The organism is Paraburkholderia sp. GAS32 (assembly GCF_050434225.1).
GTDB lineage: Bacteria > Pseudomonadota > Gammaproteobacteria > Burkholderiales > Burkholderiaceae > Paraburkholderia > Paraburkholderia madseniana.
Map to the genome: position 1 here is coordinate 15410 of NZ_JBNPVS010000036.1, position 15930 is coordinate 31339.

13 protein-coding genes are annotated in these 15930 nt (G+C 63.2%); 4 read left to right on the forward strand and 9 right to left on the reverse strand.

The annotated features are described in order from the left end of the window. Nucleotides 1–20 precede the first annotated feature (20 nt). The 4 genes from P3T25_RS33460 to mprF form a co-directional block, all read right to left on the reverse strand. Nucleotides 21–281: an acyl carrier protein gene (locus P3T25_RS33460; RefSeq protein WP_154566642.1), complete on the reverse strand. Its 261-nt coding sequence runs from the start codon at nucleotides 279–281 to the stop codon at nucleotides 21–23. A 44-nt stretch (nucleotides 282–325) separates the two neighbouring features. Further along, nucleotides 326–1873, reverse strand: a complete 1548-nt coding sequence (locus tag P3T25_RS33465) for an amino acid adenylation domain-containing protein (protein ID WP_171927552.1) — start codon at nucleotides 1871–1873, stop codon at nucleotides 326–328. A 341-nt stretch (nucleotides 1874–2214) separates the two neighbouring features. After that, nucleotides 2215–3480 carry a virulence factor family protein gene (locus P3T25_RS33470; protein WP_154566644.1) on the reverse strand — a complete coding sequence of 422 codons (1266 nt, stop codon included), beginning with the start codon at nucleotides 3478–3480 and terminating at the stop codon, nucleotides 2215–2217. Further along, a complete protein-coding gene (mprF, locus tag P3T25_RS33475) occupies nucleotides 3477–6029 on the reverse strand; it encodes a bifunctional lysylphosphatidylglycerol flippase/synthetase MprF (RefSeq protein WP_233465156.1) in 2553 nt (850 codons plus the stop codon). The genes P3T25_RS33470 and mprF overlap by 4 nt, the downstream gene beginning before the upstream one ends. A gap of 250 nt (nucleotides 6030–6279) precedes the next feature. On the opposite strand from mprF, the gene P3T25_RS33480 reads away from it, so the two are divergent. From P3T25_RS33480 to P3T25_RS33490, 3 genes are all read left to right on the forward strand, one after another. Beyond that, nucleotides 6280–6432, forward strand: a complete 153-nt coding sequence (locus tag P3T25_RS33480; RefSeq protein ID WP_154566646.1) for a hypothetical protein — start codon at nucleotides 6280–6282, stop codon at nucleotides 6430–6432. Nucleotides 6433–6542: 110 nt separating this feature from the next. Further along, entirely contained in the window at nucleotides 6543–6677 is a 135-nt protein-coding gene (locus P3T25_RS33485; RefSeq protein WP_267905075.1) for a hypothetical protein, read from the forward strand. Nucleotides 6678–6803: 126 nt separating this feature from the next. After that, a complete protein-coding gene (locus P3T25_RS33490; RefSeq protein ID WP_154566647.1) occupies nucleotides 6804–7346 on the forward strand; it encodes a PaaI family thioesterase in 543 nt (180 codons plus the stop codon). 152 nt (nucleotides 7347–7498) lie between these two features. Here the strand turns inward: P3T25_RS33490 and P3T25_RS33495 are convergent, their stop codons facing one another. After that, on the reverse strand, nucleotides 7499–7648 hold the full coding sequence (locus P3T25_RS33495; protein WP_171927554.1) for a hypothetical protein: 150 nt from the start codon (nucleotides 7646–7648) through the stop codon (nucleotides 7499–7501). A gap of 235 nt (nucleotides 7649–7883) precedes the next feature. Here P3T25_RS33495 and P3T25_RS33500 point away from each other — a divergent pair, with 235 nt between their 5' ends. Further along, on the forward strand, nucleotides 7884–9281 hold the full coding sequence (locus P3T25_RS33500) for an MFS transporter (protein WP_171927555.1): 1398 nt from the start codon (nucleotides 7884–7886) through the stop codon (nucleotides 9279–9281). Nucleotides 9282–9319: 38 nt separating this feature from the next. Here P3T25_RS33500 and P3T25_RS33505 read toward each other — a convergent pair whose 3' ends face one another. The 4 genes from P3T25_RS33505 to P3T25_RS33520 form a co-directional block, all read right to left on the reverse strand. After that, a complete protein-coding gene (locus P3T25_RS33505; RefSeq protein WP_429361291.1) occupies nucleotides 9320–11293 on the reverse strand; it encodes a hybrid sensor histidine kinase/response regulator in 1974 nt (657 codons plus the stop codon). 133 nt (nucleotides 11294–11426) lie between these two features. After that, the gene (locus P3T25_RS33510; protein ID WP_171927557.1) at nucleotides 11427–12989 is read right to left on the reverse strand and encodes a DHA2 family efflux MFS transporter permease subunit; all 1563 of its coding nucleotides are present in this window, start codon (nucleotides 12987–12989) and stop codon (nucleotides 11427–11429) included. 79 nt (nucleotides 12990–13068) lie between these two features. After that, nucleotides 13069–14310, reverse strand: coding sequence for an HlyD family efflux transporter periplasmic adaptor subunit (locus P3T25_RS33515; RefSeq protein ID WP_429361294.1), 1242 nt, complete (start codon nucleotides 14308–14310; stop codon nucleotides 13069–13071). Between the two features lie 42 nt (nucleotides 14311–14352). Beyond that, a complete protein-coding gene (locus P3T25_RS33520) occupies nucleotides 14353–15885 on the reverse strand; it encodes an efflux transporter outer membrane subunit (RefSeq protein ID WP_171927559.1) in 1533 nt (510 codons plus the stop codon). Nucleotides 15886–15930: the final 45 nt, after the last annotated feature.

Here is a 15930-nt window from a genome sequence, read left to right on the forward strand (position 1 = left end):
TCGGTTGCCGGAGCGCCACGTCAGGTTCGCGGCGCAAGCGATTCCTCGGGCACGAGGTGCGCAATCACGCGAGCGAGGGAATCGATGCTCTGAAACAGATCGTGGGTAATCAGCGCGGCTGGAATTTCGATGGCGAAGGTTTCTTCGATGGCCATCATGAGGCGAACCGATCCGAGCGATGACAAACCTGCCGCATAGAGATCGTCGCGATCACCTAGTGCATCGACCGGTACGTCGAGACAGGCGATCTCCTGAAGCAGGCCGCGCATGTGATTTTTCATTTGACACCCCGAATACCTGAATTTTCAGCTACAGCATCGATGCGTCAGGCGAGCGCATCGCTGCTTGCACAGCATTCGGCGAGCGCCTTCCTGTCGATCTTTCCGTTCGTACTGAGCGGCAACGCGTCGAGTTGCACGATCCGTTGCGGCACGGCGTACACCGGCAAGCGCTGACGGCACGCCTGCAGAATCTGTAGCGCGCTGCCTTGCGCGCTGGTCACGAAGGCAATCAGGCCGCCGGCACGGCCCGCATCGTCGACGGGCCATGCGACCACCGCGCAGAGCGCCGCCTGGCTGCATGCCTGCACGACATGTTCGACTTCTTCGAGCTCGATCCGATTGCCGCGAATCTTGATCTGCGTGTCCAGCCGCCCTTGAAACACAATGCCCTGCCCGGCTACCTCGCGCGCGGCGTCCGAGCTTCGATACCAGCGTTGCGACGTGCGGCCCGGATAGCTCATCGAGACAAAGCGGTAATTGCCTGGCTCGTCCGCTGACAGATAGCCCGCGGCTAACTGGGGCCCGCCGATCAGCAACTCACCGCTTTCACCGGGCGCTACCGGCGCGAGCGCGGCGTCGACGATCAACAGTTCCATCCCCGGCAATGCGCCGCCGAGCGGCATAACCGCATGCTGCGGATCGCCGGGAGAATCCGGCGTGACTTCGAAAGCCGCGCAGGCCACCGTGGTTTCCGTCGGTCCGTACATATTCAGTACCCGGCTGTTCGGCGCGGCTTGCAACCACGCCTGCACCAACAAACGCGGCAAGGGCTCGCCGCCGAACAGGGTGACGCGCACGCTCGGAAATTCGTTCGCGCCCAGTTTGCGAAATTGCTGCATGAAGCCGGCCACCGAGGGCACGCTGCTCCAGTGCGTAATCGCGTGGTCCTTGATAAAGGCCGCGTTGTAGATCGGCTCGACAGTCTTCGGCACGTACAGGCAGCCGCCGTTTGCCCAGCACACGAACATGTCGTGTACTGACGGATCGAAAGTGAGTTCGCACCATTGCGCGTAGCGCGCACGGGGCATCCTGCCCAGCAGTTGCAGTTGCCCGGTTACGTAGGCGTGAGCGTTGGCGTGCGAGATCGGTACGCCTTTGGGCGCGCCGGTCGAACCGGACGTGAAGAGTACGTAGGCCAGATCGTGCGGTGCGCGTGACGTGGCGGCTTCTGCAACTGATGGTTCGGAATGGAGCCCGCCTTCGTCATCCAGCAGCAATATCCGCGGACAGTCGTCAAGCAACGACAACACTTCGCCGAGCACTGCCTTGCAACGCCGGTCGACCAGCAGCAGCGGCGCGCCCGACTGCTCGATCACGGCTGCAATGCGCGCGGCAGGTACGTTGGGATTGAGCGGCACGTAAGCGAAACCCGCCTTGAGGATCCCCAGCAGGCCGGCGTAGGCGGCCACACTGCGATGCGCGAACAGCAGACAGCGTCCGAGCCGGCCGGCCGGCATGGCGGCCGTCAATCCGGCCGCGATCCGGCGCGCCCGCGATGCGAGTTCGTCATAGCCATAGAGGCATTCATCGACCCATAGCGCGGGACTATCCGGCTCGCTCGCGGCAGTGTCGAAGAAGAAGGAATCCAGCATTCACAGTCTCGGTCCATTAGGCATGGAACCGGCGCGCGCATCGGCTGATCCGAACGGGCGCGAAAAAAGTTGCCGGTTATGCCGAAAGCACGCTGCCGGAGGCGTGAGCGACCCAGTAACGCGCTGCGTTATCGCAGGAGAGTTTCACAAGAAAGAGGCGCGGACGACACCGAGGAAAGCCGGTGTCCTCACGCGATATCGCTAGAGAACGCTGTCGTCCAAGGCTTCGTGAGAATCATAGGATCCGGCACGGCCGGTATATGTGCGATACCGCTCTCAACAGACGAATGAGGGGTGTTTGACGGTGCGCCGCTGCGAGCGGCGCGCTTCATACAGGTGTGTTAATTACGCACACCGCTTTGCTTCCGGAAGGCGTCCAGAATGTGCCGCTCCAACGCGTTGTAGTCGCGGCCGAAGTGATGGTCGCCCGACGTACGAATCACCTCGACGCCGGTGTTGGTCAGCGCCGGACACAAGGTGTCCTTCTCGTCTTCACCGTAGAAGCACTGCACGATCGCGGGTGGTACGCGTGCAAATTCCGGCTGCACCTTCAAGGCTTTGTCGCTCGCCGGCATACCGAGCCAGCCGCCCACGCGGATCTGGAAATCGGCGTCGGGCGCGAAACCGAGCAGCGCAATTAGCGACACTTTCGCACGCAGCGCTTCAGGCAAGCGGTTATAGGCGAACGGCATGACGTCGGCGCCGAACGAATAGCCGACGAGCGCAATATGGTCCGCATGCCAGCGTGCCCCGTAGGTCTGTATCACGCGCGCGAGATCGCGGCTCGTCTGAGCCGGTGTCTTTTCGCTCCAGAAGTAGCGGAGGCTGTCGATGCCGATCACCGAAACGCCGTCTTTCTGCAAGGCGAGCGAGATGGTCTTGTCGAGGTCGCGCCAGCCGCCGTCGCCGGAAATCACGATCGCCATGAGGCCGTTCGGATGCGCTGCGGGCAATTCGATCAGCGGCAGATCGGAGACGTCGTCATCGTTCGTCGACGCTGTCTGCAAATGCGGCGTGACCATCGCAACGAGCCGCGTGCGATCGCCGTTGCCGGGCGTCGCCTTTTCGACGAAGCCAGGCACCTTGTCGCGGATGATCGTCGGGTCCGGCGGGCACGGTTGGAAGCGCGAATCCAGCGTGCGCTCCGCGTCCACCGAGACCGCGCCGGCAACCGTATTCGACGGCGCCTGTTCGAGCACATGCATCGCCAGCGTCGCGCCCTGCCCCGTACCCGCGACGATCGGCGCGAAATAGCGGCTCGATTGCGATTGCCGTTCGAGTTGATGGCTCAAGGCTTCAGCGTCGCCCACCAGTTGATGGCAGGCTTCCTGTTTCGCGCTCAGATTGGCCGCATAGCGCGCCGTATCCACGCCGACGGTCAGCGCCCCGGCCTTGGCGAGCGCATCGGCGGTTTGCTGGTCGGCCGCACTCCAGCCGCCGGCCGCCGAGTAAAGCACCACGAAGCCGCGCAAGGGGCCGGCTGGCTGTGTCACCGTCACGTCGCCATAACGGCCACCTGATACGGTGGTGGTTGCGGCCAGGGCGGCCGCGCTGCCAACAACAAGGCCCGCCGCCACGGCGAGCCTGAAAAACGGATGCAATGTCATGAACGCCGGCCTCCTGCCAGCAATGACAGGTCCGCGAGCGTGAAGAACACACCCATCGAACCTGACGCCGCGAGATAGCGCGGCTCCCAATGCGGCTGGAACTTGCTCTTGAAAGCACGCAGTCCGCGGAAGTTATAGAAGCGGCCGCCGAAGCGCCACACGATGCCCGCCAGCCGATGCCAGCGCGACGCGAGCGGTGTCGGCTGCATGCCGGAGAGCGGCGCGATGCCGAGACTGAGCGAGCGAAACCCCGCCTGCTTCAGATGCAGCGCCAGTTGGGTAAACAGATATTCCATCGCATACGGCGACGCACTTTCCACGTGCCGCATCACGCCGACCGTTGCTTCGGTGTTCATGTCGGTTGTCATGAAGGTCACGAAAGCGGCCGGCTCGCCGTTCTGGCGCACCAGCATCACGGATTGCGCGGCGAGGTATTCGTCGGTAAACGCTGCCACCGAAAAGCTCTTTTCGCGCGCGTCGCGGCTATCGAGCCAGCCGTCGGAAATCTCGCGCAGCGTTTCGAGCGACGCAGGCACATCGGCCTGATCGATCACTTCGACGGCAAAGCCGTCACGTTCGCCGCGCTTGAGCGCATAGCGCAGATGCGCGCGATGCGAGCCCTTCAGGTCGAAATCGTCGAGCACCACGTGGGCTTCTTCGCCGAGCTTCATCAGCGTGAGGCCGGCGTCGAGGTAAAGCGGCAAGGCATTGGCGCGCACCTGATAGAACGCGGCACGGCCGCCGTGTGCATGCGCGAGCGCGACGAACTTGCTGATCAAGCCGGCCCACTCCTCGCGCGGCCCAACCGGATCGTGAAGCGCGGCCCACGTGCGGCCGTTTTTTGCGTACATCAGGAAGGCTTCGCGCGATTCGGAAAAGAGGAAACTCTTGTCGCCCATCAGCGCGAGGCCGGCGTCGCTGCGCTCCTGGGCGCGCACGATGCGCGCCGCGTCTTGCAGATCCTGCGGAGCAGGCATGACGAAACGGCCCGCCGCAGGGCGCAGCAATTGCCAGAAAGAGAACGTGGCGGCGAACAGGCTGGCGGCCAGGGTCGCGCGCAGCGCACGCGGGGCGCGTTCGTCGAAAGCGAATTGCCACCAAAGGTCGCGCGTGTACGGCACGTCGCGGAACGCAAACAGCATCACCCACACGGCGAGCGCGAGCACCATCGCCACCGACACCAGCCAGCCCGCCGTAAAGCGCTCGGCAAACAGCGACGAATGGCGGTTGAAACGGCGGCGCGTGGACAACAGCAGCGCGATCAGCATGCCAAGCACACTCGCTTCCACGAAGGCGAGGCCTTTGGTCAGCGAGAGCGCGAGGCTCAGCACCGCCAGCAGCAAGGTCATCCACCACGCGGCGTCCAGACGCCGCAGCAAACCACGCGCGACGAACAACAGCAGCACGCCGAGCACGCTGCACAGCATCTGCGAGCTTTCGAGCACCCACAGCGGCAGCACGTCGCGCAGAATCCGGATGCGCTGCCAGAACGCGGGCGTCGCGCTGGAAATCACCAGCATGCCGCCCACGACGAAAGTCACGAGGCTCAGAAACAGCGGCGCGAGTTTGTAGGCACCTGCCGCGTGCCGCAGTGGCAGGCGGCTTTTCAGCGCGCGACCTTCGAAGCCGGCGAGCAGCGCCGCCGAGACGATCAGCGGCACGCCGAAGTAAATCGCGCGATAAGCAAGCAATGCCGCGACCATCTGATGCGTTTGCACGCTGCCGTTCAGCGTGAACACCATCGCGGCTTCGAACACGCCGACACCGCCGGGTGTGTGGCCGATCATGCCGAGCAGCATCGCGGCGGCATAGACGGTGATGAAGGTCACGAAGCCGACGTCCGCATGCGGCAGCAGCGCCCACAGCGCGAGACCCGCGGCCACCACGTCGAGTACCGCGAGGGCCACTTGCGCGAGCAGATCGCGGCGCGCCGGGATGTCGAACGACAGCCACTGCCAGCGCGTGCGGATCGGTCGCGTGTCGCGACGGCAGGCGGCGGCCGCGAGTCCGAGCACGACGAGCAGCGCCGCGCCGCTCCAACGCAGCGTAAGCGGCGGGAGATGCAGCATCGTCGCAAGCGGGTCGGCGAGGCACACCATGCCGAGTGCCGTCATCAACACCAGCGCGAGCCCGAGCGACACGCTCGTGAACACGGTCATGCGGCCGATCTGTGCGGGGGTGACGTTCGACACCCCGTAGACGCGCACGCGCACCGCGCCGCCCGTCAACGCACCGAAGCCGGTCGCATTGCCGAGCGCGGAGCCCGCGGTCGCGCCGATCCACAGGGCCGCGCGCGGCACCGCCGCGCCCAGGTAGCGCAAGCCGACCGCGTCGCGACCGACCAGCGCGATATAGCTGAGCGTGGTCGCGCCGAGCGCCGCGGCCCACTCGCCTGCCGTCAGGTGACGTAGCTCGCGCATGACCGAGCGATAGTCGACCGCTTGCGAGAGATGTTGCAAGACGAGCAGCAACAGCCCGCAAATGACGAGTGCGAGCAAGGGCGAGAGGAGGCTCCGCTTGCCAAGCGTCTTCGATATACGGTCGAACATCGCGCCTGGCTGGTCGAATTTATTGTTATATCGGTGGAACATGGTCAATGCGGACCTTCGTAGAGCTGTCGTGGCGACGGGTCGTCTGTCACGGCGTCGCCTTACTTCGGCGATTACAAATGGATAACGGCAAAGTGTTGAAAAGGTTGACAGTGTCAGCCAATGTCAGTGAATTCGTCGGGTTTTAACCTGGGCCGGTCATTGAAGCTGAACGCACTTCGCGGCATGACGGGGCGCATGGCAGAGCAATATGGCCGATAAAACGGTCGATATTGCCGATTGGCTTGGCGTGCTGATGAGGACCGCTACGCTCGACAAGGGGCTGGATTTTAAACGCTTATTGAAGATCGCGAGACAAAGATTCGACATGGGGTCGATATCGTTCGATCGCGCACCGTTTTAAAGGCTGATTCGCTCCATCAAGATTTTCGCTGCGCGTGCCGTAATCGAGATCAAGAGCACGGCGCAATGTTGGTTTTTTGCGGCGGAAATGGCGGCAATTGAAGGAGAACGATGATGGCAGATCAGGATTGGGTGATGGCCGGTGTGTATCTGGTCGGGTTGGTGTCGATGGCGCTTCTGATGAGCGCGTTGTCCGCGCGAGCGACCAAAGTGCAGCGCGTGGTTGCATCGCGAATCAGGAAGTAACGCACGGGCGCTGCGCGTGCCGGCAATCCAGAGGTCGCCCTCCAGCGCCCTGATGCGGTTTGGTGCTCTAATCGATGACGATGCATCGATTCCGAAGCACGCTTCCCTCAGGACAGGAGACACGGATTGACGAACGAACAACAGCTCGAACGCTGGCTCGCACGCGAGCAGGAAGTCTTGGCGACGCTTAACGCCGGCCCGGGCCCCGGCGTCGCAAGCCCCGAACAGGTGGCGGGCAAGACCGGCCTGGAAGTCATGCAGGCGATGATGAACGCGGAGCTGCCCTACGCCCCGATTGCGCGCACGCTCGACTTTACGATCGTCGAAGTCAGTGCTGGGCAAGCGGTCTTTCAGGGCACGCCGCTCGCGCAGCATCTGAATCCACTCGGAACCGTGCACGGCGGCTGGATCGCCACCTTGCTCGATTCCGCGCTAGGCTGCTCGGTGCACACGATGATGGCGCCGGGCCGCGGCTACACCACCGCCGAGCTGAGCGTGAATTACGTGAAAGCCGTGACGCCGCGCGTGCAACGCGTGCGCGCCGAAGGCAAGGTGATTCATTGCGGACGGCAACTGGCCACGGCGGAGGCTCGCCTCGTCGGCCCCGACGGCACGCTCTACGCGCATGCCACGACGACCTGTCTGGTGTTCGAGATCCCGAGCCGCTAAAAGATACGGTCAAAACCGCCGGTTGCTTGCCACGGTCGATGACTTGGCGGCAGCCCGGCTATGCAAGCGTGCGATCCGGCAACTGGCGCTGCGCATGCGTTCGCCCCGCCTTACTTTGCAGCGCCCGTGGTGACACTGGCGCTTCCCGATGCTTACTGCGGACGGCGATGCGCTTCAGCGATCACAGCGCAGTTTTGCAAATGCAGGTTCAGTGCATGCAGAGCCAGTGCGCGGAGCTTGCCCAGCCAGGTGTTAGCGGCGGGTGCAGTGCGGACAGCAGCGGCGTTGGAAGCGGTGTTCATGGCGGACTCCTGTATAGGGTTTATACCTAGGCAATAACCCGATTATAGCCCTCTCATGCCGCACCGCAACAAATATCAAAAATGTCGCCGGCATGTTGTGGGACGGCGACATCCGCGATCCCCGCAGTCTCGAAAAGGGGCGCCATCAGGCGCTGCACTATTAACCATCCGCACCGTACAGGTGCAATAATGTCGCCTTTGCCTGCGACCTCCCGCCGCAGATCGCCCGCCCCTCATGACCGTCGTTCAGAAAGCCCTGATTGCGCCCCTTATCGTCGCATGCGCGATGTTCATGGAAAGCGTCGATGCGAATGTGATCGTCACCGCCTTGCCGGTCATGGCGCGCGACTTCGGGCGCGATCCGGTCACACTGAAAATCGCGGTGACGAGCTACGTGCTCGGTCTCGGTGTGTTTATCCCGGTGTGCGGCTGGCTTGCGGACCGCTTCGGTGCGCGGACGATTTTCCGCACCGCGATCGGCATCTTCGTGACCGGCTCGCTCCTGTGCGCCGCGTCGAACTCACTGGCCACCTTCACCGTCGCCCGTTTCGTGCAAGGCGTCGGCGGCGCGATGATGGTGCCGGTCGGGCGGATCATCATCTTTCGCGTGGTCCACAAGTCCGACTTCATCCGCGCGATGAACTATCTGAGCGTCCCGGCGCTGCTCGGGCCGGCAGCCGGACCGCTGCTCGGCGGCTTCATCACCACCTATCTGCACTGGCGCCTGATCTTCTTCATCAATGTGCCGATCGGCATTTTGGGTATCTATCTGACCAACCGGTATATCGCCAACACGCGTGAACCGGATCCCGGACCGCTCGACTGGATCGGCTTTTTTCTGTCGGCGGCCGGCGCGGTGCTGCTTCTGCTCGGACTGTCGCTAGTCGGCGGCGAACTCATGTCGAATCGGGACGCGTTCGGCATGTGTGCGAGCGGCGCTGCGCTGCTGGTCGTCTACGTCGCGTACGCACAGCGCGTCAAATTGCCGTTGCTCGATCTGCGCTTCTTCAAGGTACCGACTTTCCAGGCGAGCGTGCTCGGCGGCTCGCTGTTTCGCATCGGCCTCGGCGCGCTGCCCTTTCTGCTGCCGCTGATGCTGCAGGAAGGACACGGCATGAGCGCGTTCGAGTCCGGCCTGATTACCTGCGCGTCCGCGTTCGGCGGCATGTTCATGCGCACCTTCGCCTCGCGCGTGCTGCATCGCTTCGGCTTCCGTTCGGTGCTGGTGGTCAACGCGGCGCTGTCAGGGATTGCGATCGCGGCGTGCGGACTGTTTTTCCCCGGCACGCCGACCTGGATCATCTGGTTCGTCGTGTTGCTCGGCGGCTTCTTCCCCGCGCTGCAATTCACGAGTCTCAACTCGCTGACTTACGCGGAAATCGCCAGCCGCGACGTGGGGCGAGCGACGAGTCTCGGCAGCGTCGTGCAGCAGATGTCGCTCGGCCTGGGCGTGACGGTGGGCGGTATCGTGCTGCAGATTTCGCGCGTGCTGCACGGACATCCGGGCATCATGTGGTCGGATTTCTGGCCCGCGTTTCTGGTGGTGGGCTTGTGCTCGTTCGCTTCGATTCCGGTCACGCTGCGCATGCCGCATCGCGCGGGTGAAGAAATCTCGCGAGGCGGTCGAGGCTAGCGCCCGCGCTTATCCAGTCAGGAAGCGCGCGTTGACGGCTAGCCGGGACCGCACGGCCGGCGCCGCGTTTCCGCCTGCTCCAGCAACGCTTCGAATAGCGCGAGTTCCACCGGCTTGACGAGATGGGCGTGAAATCCCGCCGATTGCGTACGTTCGCGATCGCTTGCGTGACCGAAGCCGGTCATGGCGGCGAACACCGTGTCGGACAGAGCGGGCATCGCGCGCAACGCCTCGAGCGTCGCGTAACCGTCCATTCTGGGCATCGCAAGGTCGATCAAGGCAAGGTGGGGCGCGAGGCGCGGCGCAACGGCGAGTGCCTGCTGGCCGTCGTAGGCAATGCGGACTTCGTGGCCTTTGAGTTCGAGCAGCATGGCGAGGCTGTCGGCGGAGTCGCGATTGTCGTCCACCAACAGAATACGCAACGTAGACACCGCGTTTCCCGCCACGCCGGCCTGATGAGCCTGCTCTGCGGGGAGCGCTGCGGCAAACGGCAAACTGAGCGTGAACGAGCTGCCGCACCCCACTCCCTCGCTGCTCGCGATGATGCTTCCGCCATGCAATTCGACCAGCGATTTGCACAATGTAAGGCCGATGCCGAGGCCACCTTCGCCGAGGCTTTGCCCTTCCTTTTCCTGCGCGAACAACTCGAAGATCGAATCGAGCGAACGTACCGGAATGCCGCGGCCACGATCGCGCACTTCCAGCACAGCCATCTGATGATCGACGCGTCCGAAGATCTCGACGCGGCTGCCAGGCGGCGAAAACTTCGACGCATTATGCAGCAGGTTTTGCAGCACCTGCACGAGCCGCGTCGTGTCGCCGTGCACGATCAGCGGCTCGACCGGCATATGCGTCCCCACGCTCTGTTCCCGCGCATCGGTAAACGGCCGTGCCGCTTCGATCGCACGCGCCACCACTTCGGCCAGATCGACACGCGCGAGGCGCAACTCGACCTTGTCCGACATGATGCGGCCGACGTCGAGCAGATCGTCGACGAGACGCGTGAGGTGCGTGACCTGGCGGTCGATCAGATCGCGCGAGCGCGCCAGCGTGGGGCTCATGCCCGCTTCGAGTTGCATCACGCCGATCGCGTTGCGCACCGGTGCAAGCGGATTGCGCAACTCGTGGGCGAGGGTCGCGAGAAACTTGCGCATGCGCTCGCCGGAGCGCTCCAGCTCTTCGCGCTCACGGCGCTCGGTCAGATCGCGCGTGACTTTGGCGAAACCACGCAACCGGTTCGATTCGTCATAGACGGCGGTGATGTTGACGTTGGCCCAGAAGGTCGTGCCGTCCTTGCGCACGCGCCAGCCCTCGTCTTCGACACGGCCGAGCTGCCTCGCGATCGCCAGTTCGCGCGCGGGCTTGCCGGCCGCTGCTTCTTCGCGCGTGTAGAAGTTCGAGAAATGCTGGCCGACGATTTCCTCGCGTGTATAGCCTTTGATGCGCGCGGCGCCTGCGTTCCAACTCACCACATAGCCGTCCGGATCGAGCATGAAAATCGCGTAGTCTTTCACGTTGTCGACCAACAGACGGAAGCGTTCCTCGCTCTGCCGCAACGCTTCCACAAACGCGCGCTGGGTGGTCAGATCGCGGGTAATTTTGGCGAAGCCGGTCAGCACACCCGCCTCGTCGCGCACCGCCGTGATGACCACGTTGCACCAGAAGGTCGTGCCGTCTTTGCGAACCCGCCAGCCTTCGTCCTCGAAGCGGCCAGTCAGCGCTGCCTGCTGCAACTCGTAAGCGGGCCAGCCGCGCGCCACGGCTTCGGCAGGGTAGAAACGCGAGAAGTGCTCGCCGATGATTTCGCGCGCCGCGTAGCCCTTCAGTTTTTGCGCGCCGGCATTCCAGCTGACGATACGTCCGGTCGGATCCAGCAGGAAGATTGCGTAGTCTTCAATCGACTGGACCAGCGCCCCGTAATCGACCTCGGCGGGCGTGTTCGCGTGGAGCACGCGCGGCTCGTCAGCGGTCTCGCCGTTGTCGCCTGCGGGGGGGACATCAGTCTTGTTCATGGTGAAAAGCGTCTATTGGTATGTTCAGGCAGCATACACCGGCTCACTTCCATATTTCGCTCATGACCCAGCCTCATTGGACAACGTCAGCGGGCTCGATCAAACCACGACCACGCCGCAGAAACTCCGTCCCTCAATGCCCCCCGGCACCAGCCGCCGCTGCCGCACTCGCCTTGTCCGGCTTCGTCACCCAGATCAACGGAATGATCACCACGAAAATCACGGCTGAAAGCCAGAAAATATCGTTCAGACCGAGCATCGCTGCCTGCGTATTCATCGACTGTTCGAAGAACGCCATCGCCTGAGAAGCGCTTCCGCCCAGCGACGCTTGCACGGCGTCCAGAGCGGAAGTGAACGTTGGATTGTTCACACTCGTTTGCTCGGCCAGCCTCGCATGATGCAAGATCGTACGGTCATTCCAACCCGTAGTAGCAAGCGACGTTCCCACTGCCCCGGCAAACACCCGCGCGAAATTCGATAATCCCGCAGCGGCCGGAATCTTGTCGGGTGTGAGGCCGGAAAGAATGATCGCCGTCAGCGGCACAAAGAACAATGCAGTCGGAATACCTTGCAGCAGAGTCGGTAAAACCAGGGTCCACGTATCCACGCCAGTCGTGTAATGCGAGCGCATGAAAAACACGCCGGCAAACCCGAGAAACGCCAGCGTCGCCAAGACTCGCGCATCCGACTTCGGCATGATCTTCGCCATCACCGGCGCGAGAATCACGGCAAAGATGCCAAGCGGTGCGGTAGCCAGACCGGCGTCCACCGACCGGTAGCTCAAGTACTCCTGCATCCATTGCGGCAACAGGACAAGGTTCGAGAAAAACACCGCGTAGGCCACCGAAATCGCAATCGTGCCACCCAGAAAATTACGCCCTCCGAACAATCGCAAGTCGACGATCGGATTCTTCTCGGTCAGCTCCCAGATCAGAAAGAACACAAAGCTGATCGCCGCGAATACGGTCAGCGCGACAATCACAGGCGAATTGAACCAGTCCAGGTCCTTGCCCTTGTCGAGCATGATCTGCAGGGAGCCCACCCATGCGATCAGCGAGAGCAGCCCCACCTTGTCGATCGGCAAGCGTTTGGTCGGGGTTTCGCGCGTGCGGTAGATCGCCCACGTCACGCCTGCTGCAAAGATGCCTACTGGAATATTGATGTAGAAGATCCATGACCACGAGTAGCTATCGGTAATCCAGCCACCGAGCGCCGGGCCGGCGATCGGGCCGACCGTCGCTGTCATGGCCCACAACGCCAAAGCGTGCGAGCTCTTTTCCCGCGGATACGAGCCGAGCAGAATCGCCTGCGACAGCGGAATCAACGGACCCGCCACCGCACCCTGCACGATCCGCGCCGCGAGCAGTACCGGCAGAGTCGGCGCAATGCCGCACAACCACGACGAGAGTACGAACAACAGAATTGCCCACACGAACAGTTTGATTTGCCCGACGCGCTGCGTGAGCCAACCCGTCAACGGAATCGCAATCGCGTTGGCCGCGGCGAACAGCGTAATCACCCACGTCCCCTCGTCCACCGACACACCAAGATTGCCCGCAATGGTCGGAATCGCGACGTTCGCAATCGACGAATCAAGCACGTTCATAAACGTGGCCAATGCCACGGCAAGCGTCGCCAGCACGAGCTTGCCGCCGGTCAGAGGCGGGAGCGTGGCGGAATTGGGCGAACCATTCATTTCATCACCTATGGAAGAAGGCTAATGCCTGACTTGTCAGCTAATCGGTTAAAAAAACGGGCGTCAGGAGATCGCCCGTTCAACCTGCTATCCGTGCTGCGTTCTTTGGTGTCGCGCTTGCCGCTACAGCGCGTGCCGATGGCATGTTCTGCGCGATGATCCTGGCGATTTCGGCGTCGGCGTCGGCGCCGTACTGGGCGAACACGTCCGTGCGATACGTGGTGTTGGTTGCCGCGCCCAGTTGGGTGCCTGACTCGTCGCGCGTTTCGACATCGACTTGCATCGACAAGCCGATCCGCAGCGGATGAGCGTTCAGTTCGTTCTGGTCAAGCTGGATTCGCGCCGGGAGGCGCTGTACCACCTTGATCCAGTTGCCGGTCGCATTCTGCGCGGGCAACACAGCGAATGCGGCCCCCGTGCCCGCCGAAAAACCCACTACGTGGCCGTGATACTTGACGCTCGACCCATACACGTCGGCAGTCAGCGTGACCGGTTGGCTGATGCGCATGTGCTTCAATTGGCCTTCCTTGAAGTTCGCATCGACCCACACGCCGTCGAGCGGCACGATCGCCATCAACGGCGTGCCCGGTGCCACGCGTTGACCGACCTGCACCGAGCGGCGCGCCACATAGCCCGTAACCGGCGCGGGCAAGGTGTTGCGTGCGTAACTTAGGTACGCGTCGCGCACTTTCGAGGCGGCTGCCTGCACGTTCGGATGCTGTTCGACCGACGTGCGATCGGTTAGCGCGTGGTTGGCCGCGGCCTGCTGGCGAGCGGCATCGAGCGCCGCTTGCGCGGAGCTGACGGCGTCGCGCGCATGAGCGATGTCCTCGCCGGATACCGCGCCCGTTTCGGCAACGGCCTGGCGGCGCTTGAGGTCGTCTTCGGTGCGCGCGAGATCGGACTGACGTTGCGCGATGGTCGCGGCGTAGAAGTCGTTGTTCACGTAGAGGCCACTGACCTGTCTCACGGTCTGGCCGAGCGTCGCTTCGGCGTTCGACAGCGCGACTTTCGCGTCGGCGTTATCGAGCGTCACGACCGGTGCGCCCTGCTTGACGATCTGCGTGTCGTCGGCGTTCACTGCCACCACGGTGCCGCTCACTTGCGGCGTCAACTGCACGAGATTGCCGTTGACGTAGGCATCGTCGGTCGACTGATGATATTGACCGTTCGTGATGTAGTAGGTGCCGTAGCCCGCGCCGGCCAACACTACTGTGGCGGCCAGCAAGGCGAGCAGCAGCTTGCGCTTCGCAGGCGCCGTCACCTGCTTGGCTTGGTCCGCGTCCGCCGTCTCGCGGTTGGTGGTGATCGTATCGCTCATTTTGTGGGTCCTGACAGAAAGTGAAAGCGTCGCGATGGCGTCTTAGCGGGTGGCGACGACGGGGTTGGTTTGTACTGCCGAACTGGCCGAGGTTGCCGACGCGGCCACGCTGCCCTGTGCGCGCGAATCAGCGCTGTCGGTATAGCCACCGCCCAATGCGGCAGCCAGAGCAATTTGCTGATCGCGCCGGTTCATCTTCAGATTCGCGACCTGCTGGTCGGCGGCGAGCGCCGTGGTGTCGGCATTCAGTACCGTTAGCTGATTCGCAAGACCGGCCTTGTACTGTGTGAGCGCCAATTGATCGGCACCGCGGGCGGCTTCCTGGGCGGCTTGCGCGTCGCCGAGTTGCTCGTCGGTCGAACGGATTTGCGCGAGTTGCGTCGCGACTTCGGACAGCGCGGTGACGAGCGTCTGGTTGTACGTCGCGACGGCGTAGTCGAAATCGGCATACCGGCCCTTTAGTTGCGCGCGCAACTGACCACCGTCGAAGATCGGCAGATGGATCGCGGGACCGACCGACGCCGTGCGGCTCGCTGCGGTCAGGAAGCGGCCGAAGCCAAACGCGTCGAGACCGATAGCCGCACTTAGGTTGATGTCGGGATAGAACTCGGCCTTGGCTTCCTTCACGTCATGCGTGAGCGCGTCGACGCGCCATCTGGCAGCAACCAGATCCGGGCGGCGGCTCACCAGGTCGGCAGGCAGGTTGTCCGGCAGACGTACTTCGTCACCGATTCCGAGCGTTGGGCGCGCAATCGCGAGGCCACGGTCCGGGCCGGCGCCGAGCAAGGCGGCCAGTTGATAACGGGTGGTGAGGATGCTGCCGTCGAGCGACGCCAACGTCGCACGACTCGTGGCGAGGTTCGCTTGCGCCGTCTTGCGCTCGACCTGGGTATCGAGGCCCGTTGCGATGCGGCCGGCGGTGATGCGGTCGATCTGCTCGCGCTGCGTGATTTCCTGCTGCGCGATGTCGCGTAACGCGTACAGACGGGCGAGCTGGTTATAGGCCCGTGCCGTTGCGGACGTCAGCGACAGCCTGACGACTTCGGCATCCGCCTCGCTCGCCTGCAGTTGAGACAACGAGGCCTTGAGTGCTTCGCGATTCTTGCCCCACAAGTCCAGATCGTAGGAAGCGGATAACAGGCCTTTGTTCTCCGATTGCCATGAACCGCCAAACGGCGGCGGCACCAGCGCCGTGCCCGAATACTGCTGGCGCGTGAACGAATACGTGGCGCCGACTTGCGGCATCGTGCTGGCCTTCGCCGTGTCGCTATACGCAGCGGCTGCGGCAACGCGTGCCCGGGCCTGTTCGATCGACGGATTGCCCTTCAGCGCTTCCACAAGCAAGGCCTTCAGTTGCGCGTCGCCGAACTGATCCGCCCAATCGGCGGCGGGCCAATGGCCGTGATCCGCGGGGAGGCTTTGTTGCGTCGCGTAGGTCTGCGGCTGTGCCATCTGTTTGTCGCTCGAGATGCCAGCGTAGTTCGCGCAAGCCGACAGCACGGCCGCGAAGATTGCCGTCACGCCCACCTTCGCGATGCGTGACCTGGCTGCCTGCCTATTTAGCTGCAATATCATTTGCTGACCTGTCAGATATTAGGGTAAAAAAATGGCTGCAATCGT